This is a genomic window from Vibrio sp. (assembly GCF_047973365.1).
GTDB lineage: Bacteria > Pseudomonadota > Gammaproteobacteria > Enterobacterales > Vibrionaceae > Vibrio.
Genome location: NZ_JBKEBW010000160.1, coordinates 1 through 4,945, shown reverse-complemented (window position 1 = coordinate 4,945; position 4,945 = coordinate 1). Strand labels below are relative to the sequence as shown.

At 47.7% G+C, this 4,945-nt stretch carries 3 protein-coding genes and 1 pseudogene; 3 read left to right on the top strand and 1 reads right to left on the bottom strand.

Translation table 11 applies throughout. From position 1 onward, the window contains the following. Nucleotides 1-332: 332 nt before the first annotated feature. Nucleotides 333-1,524: pseudogene (locus ACK5MF_RS18640) on the bottom strand (3-phenylpropionate MFS transporter). A gap of 250 nt (nt 1,525-1,774) precedes the next feature. Here ACK5MF_RS18640 and ACK5MF_RS18635 point away from each other — a divergent pair. From ACK5MF_RS18635 to ACK5MF_RS18625, 3 genes are all read left to right on the top strand, one after another. After that, the gene (locus ACK5MF_RS18635) at nt 1,775-3,613 is read left to right on the top strand and encodes a DUF294 nucleotidyltransferase-like domain-containing protein (protein ID WP_416924022.1); all 1,839 of its coding nucleotides are present in this window, start codon (nt 1,775-1,777) and stop codon (nt 3,611-3,613) included. A gap of 51 nt (nt 3,614-3,664) precedes the next feature. After that, complete coding sequence (locus ACK5MF_RS18630) at nt 3,665-4,291, top strand: 3'-5' exonuclease (RefSeq protein WP_416924021.1); 627 nt, start codon at nt 3,665-3,667, stop codon at nt 4,289-4,291. 329 nt (nt 4,292-4,620) lie between these two features. Further along, nucleotides 4,621-4,945: acetyl-coenzyme A synthetase N-terminal domain-containing protein (locus ACK5MF_RS18625; RefSeq protein WP_416924020.1), on the top strand; the 325-nt coding region annotated here is incomplete at its 3' end.

The window sequence follows — 4,945 nt, the reverse complement described above, 5'->3', positions numbered from 1 at the left end:
TGGGACAGAATATTTTTCAGCGAGCTCTCGAGGAGTGGAGCCATCAAGATACTTTTTAGCTACTTTGAACTTTAACTCGCGACTGTATTTGGACATAAATAAAAGACCCCCAATAATTGGTTGTCCAACTATTGGGGGTCACTTCACTCTGCGTGGGAATGCATATTTAACTCACGAAAAGTCAAATTCACTGCCTATTTAGGCTCCGGAATGCATTCCCACGGGGGACCGTGGGAACGAGGATTCTGTCTTTTTGAGCTAAACTGACAGGCATTACTCTTTTACAAGGCTTTATTTAATATAGGAAATAGAATTATCACAATCGAAATGGGTTAATTTTGTGCTTCAGGCTCCGCTTTCACTGTTGAGGCATCTTTAACTTGTGACTGAAAGTAAATCTACTTTCACAAACAGAGCCAATACCCCCATCAACGCCATACCCCAGAACACGCCCGCGCCCCAGCTTTCATAACCCCAGCCGCTTAGCGTCGTCATCATCGCAATCACAGCGCCAAGCGGAATGGCATTGTACAGCGACTGCAGAGCAACCATTTTGTGTTGCGGTGCATGCTGAATGTATTTAATGGTCGCAATATGCGCCAAAGCAAAAGTCACACCATGCAGAGACTGAATCGCCACCAAGGCCACTAATGCCGTGGTGGACGCAGTTAAGCCCCAACGAGCAATCACTCCAAGCGCGGCAATAATAAACAGCGTACGGATATTCCACTTGGAAAACACGCGCTTACTGATCGCAAATATCAGTATTTCCGAGACGACGCCTAAACTCCACAAATAACCTATGATGTCTTCCGAGTGACCAGCGGCTCGCCAGTGAATAGAGCCAAAACTGTAGTATGCCGCATGACTGCCCTGAATAAGCGCAACCAGCAGGAGGAATTTAATCACTGGCCACTCCCGAAGTAATTCCGTGAGCTTAGGGCGAATTTTATGCTGATGATTTTCGGTCACTGGCATAACAGAAGGGTTACGCAGGCTGAGCAACAAAGTGACCAATACTCCGAACAATGCGGTATATACGATCATATCGGAACCATAAAGTACCGTCAGATAGCCCACAGCGGTCGAACCGACAATAAAAGCCACCGACCCCCACAAACGAGAACGTCCATAATCCAGCATATTACGTTTGGCATAGTGGTTGGCTACCGAGTCAGACAGAGGCAGAACCGGTCCACACACCATATTGAACAGAACGGTCGCCAGAGCGAGTAACCAAAAGCTGCCACCGGTAAAAAAGTGGAACGCGATAAACAGCATCAGTGCTAACGTCACCCAACGCAGTGCAGGCAGCAAATGTTCTACTTTATGGATACGTGGCGTGATCACTAAGTTCGCCACACAACGGGTTGCAAAACCAATCCCCACTAAAATACCAATATCACTGGCAGACACACCCTGCCCTTCAAACCACAACGCCCAAAACGGTAGATAGACGCCATAAGCAAAGAAAAAACCGAAAAAGTATTGAGAGATCCATCCATAAGGTGAGGGCTTAAGCATTCGTGATCCTAAACAGCGTGAGAGAAATAAACGCCGCCATTATGCAATGAGTCGCGCGTAGGAAAAAGGGAACTTTGTTCAACGTTCTGTTTCCCCTATCACAACTTTCATCGCACCAAAAGCACGCCCATTAGACCAAAGTCGTCTGGAGGGCAGGAAGAAATTTGTCACACTTAAGCTAGATAATTCTCACTGGTGAACCTCTGTCGTCGCAACCAACGTTAGCGGCACCGACAAATAGGAAGGGTATATGCCGGATAAATTCAACATGCAATCTCCACCCTTTGATCGTTTGAGCCCGGATCAACAAAAAAAACTGCGCGCTTCCTTAGATGTCGCTTATTACCGATTGGGTGCAACCTTACTCAAAAGCGGACAAACCAGCACCCACCTGCATGTGCTGATTAAAGGTACGGTTGAAGAACGCTCGGCAAGCGGCAAGGAAATCTTCGCTCATTACGCCAATGACGACATGTTTGATGTCCGCGCTCTATTTGAACAACATACTCGCCACCAGTATTTGGCACTGGAAGATACGCTCTGCTACCTCATCCCAAAAGAGGTGTTTCTTGCTCTTTATGCTGAAAACGGGCAGTTTGCTGCCTACTTCGATAACAACTTAGCCAAAAGACAAGAGCTGATAGAAGCGGCACAGCAGCAGAAAAACATCGCCGAATTTATCCTGACTAAGGTGGATAACTCCATCTACTCTCCGCCAATGATTGTTACCCCTGAGCAATCATTAAAAGCGGTGACAATGCAGATGAAAGAAAACGGTGTGGATGCCGCGCTGGTGGAGCTGGCCGATTCGGATATTCGTCTGATTGACTCTCCCCATCATCCCTATGCCATTGTGACCCGAACCAATATGCTGCATGCGGTGATGTTGGATGAACATCCGCTTGATACCCCCGTCGGCAACATTGCCACTTTCCCCGTTATGCACGTCGATGAAGGCGATTTCCTGTTTAATGCCATGGTGATGATGACCCGTAACCGTGTTAAACGCGTGATGGTGTGCGATGACAACAGTGCGGTAGGTGTGCTCGATATGACGCAGATCCTCAGCACCTTCTCCACCCACTCGCATGTACTGACACTGGCGATTGCACGCGCCTCCAGCGTGGAAGAGCTTGCCTTAGCCTCCAATAAACAGATAGAGCTGATTGAAAGCTTACTGAGCCGAGGCGTTCGCACCCGTTTCATCATGGAACTGATTGCGGCGGTGAACGAGCAAATCATCGAAAAAGCCTTCGAATTGGTTGTGCCACCCGCGCTGCATGACCACTGCTGTTTTATCGTATTGGGCTCGGAAGGCCGCGGTGAACAGATCCTCAAAACCGACCAAGACAACGCGTTAATCATCAAGGACGGATTAGAGTGGCATCAGTGTGAAAACGTGATGCACGAACTGACCCATACCCTGCTACAGCTTGGTTATCCATTGTGTCCGGGCAAAGTGATGGTCAACAACCCTAAGTGGGTGAAAAGCCAGTCGCAATGGAAAAAAATGCTCAGCAGTTGGGTCAATAGCGCCAAGCCCGAGCAAGTGATGGATATTGCCATCATGGCAGATGCGCACGCGATTGCCGGCAATAAATCGTTGCTGGCGCCCATCAAAGCGCACTTAACTCACTTAATGGCCGATCAAGAACTGATCCTGACCGAATTCACCCGCCCTGCGCTGAACTTCTCTGTGCCTCTGACCCTGTTTGGCAATGTGAAGAATTCAAAAACAGGTTTAGACATCAAACAAGGTGGCATTTTCCCAATTGTGCATGGCATTCGGGCGTTGAGCTTAGAGCACATGATCGAGCCGAATAATACTTTCGACCGTATCAGCGAACTGGTAAAACGCCACGTGTTGGAAAAGCAGACCGGAGATAACCTCAGCGAAGCACTCAAGCAATTTTTCAAACTGCGCCTTGCTCAACAACTCGGGCACCAGCTCAGCGGTGACCCGAAAAACAGTAACAATATCGACATTAACCAACTGGATCGCACCGAGCGAGATCTGCTCAGACACAGCCTGCATGTGGTGAAAAAATTCAAGCAGTGGCTTGGATATCACTATCAGATCCGAGATTAGGCAGATCCGAGATTAGGCAGATCAAAAACGAGGGCAGATAAGAGTGATGTTATGAATTGGATACGGCGACGCTATTGGCACCACAAGCTGAAACACTCTCACTATCAGAAACTGTTTGAAGCAAACGGGGGCAATGAGTATGTCTCACTGGATTGTGAAACCACCAGCCTAGACCCAAATCGGGCAGAGTTGGTGACCATCGCCGCCACCAAGATCATTGATAATCGCATTATCACCAGTCAGCCTTTTGAAGTTCGGCTAAGAGCCCCGCAGTCGCTCGACTCCAATTCAGTGCGAATTCACCGTATGCGTCACCAAGACTTAATCGACGGCATTTCAGAGAAAGAAGCACTGAAGCAACTGCTTGATTTTATCGGTAATCGCCCGCTGGTTGGCTATCACATTCGCTATGACAAAAAAATCTTAGACATCGCTTGCCGCAAACAACTTGGTTTTCCACTGCCCAATTCGCTGGTGGAAGTCAGCCAGATCTACCACGACAAACTCGAACGCCACCTGCCCAATGCCTATATTGATTTGAGTCTGGATTCGATATGCCGTCATCTCGATCTGCCAATACAAGACAAACACGACGCCCTGCAAGATGCCATTTCCGCCGCCTTGGTTTTTGTGCGCTTAACTCAGGGGGACTTACCAACATTTACCACCCCACAGTAAAACAACCCCACCCTGCCTCCTAATGTCTGTCAGTTAAGCTCAAAAAGACAGAGTTATCGTTCCCACGGTCCCCCGTGGGAATGCATACCAAAGCCAAAATAGACAGTTAATCTGACTTTCTGTTAGTCAAATATGCATTCCCACGCAGAGCATGGGAACGAGGATTCTCTTAACTGACAGACATTACACCCTGCCTCCCCTTCTCTTTATCCTAAAGTCTAATGGTGAAACTTGCCTTTGTGACTAAAAGTTATAGGCATTACGAATTTCATTGTTGGACGTTTTAAACGCCTTCAATGTGATTGCATTATTCACATGGATAATTTGTAATGAGTGAAGCTCACATTTATCCGTTAAAAGTAAATATTAAAACTCATACCCATGCGGATAATGACACTTACCTAGCCATGTACCAGCAGTCTGTCACCGATCCAGAAGGGTTCTGGAGCGAACACGGTAAGATTGTTGATTGGATTAAGCCATTCACTAAAGTAAAACAGACCTCTTTCGACACCGGACATGTCGACATTCGCTGGTTTGAAGACGGCACGCTGAACGTTTCGGCGAACTGTATTGACCGCCATCTTGCACAGCATGGTGACGACGTGGCAATTATCTGGGAAGGCGACAACCCAGCAGAAGACAAAACGCTGA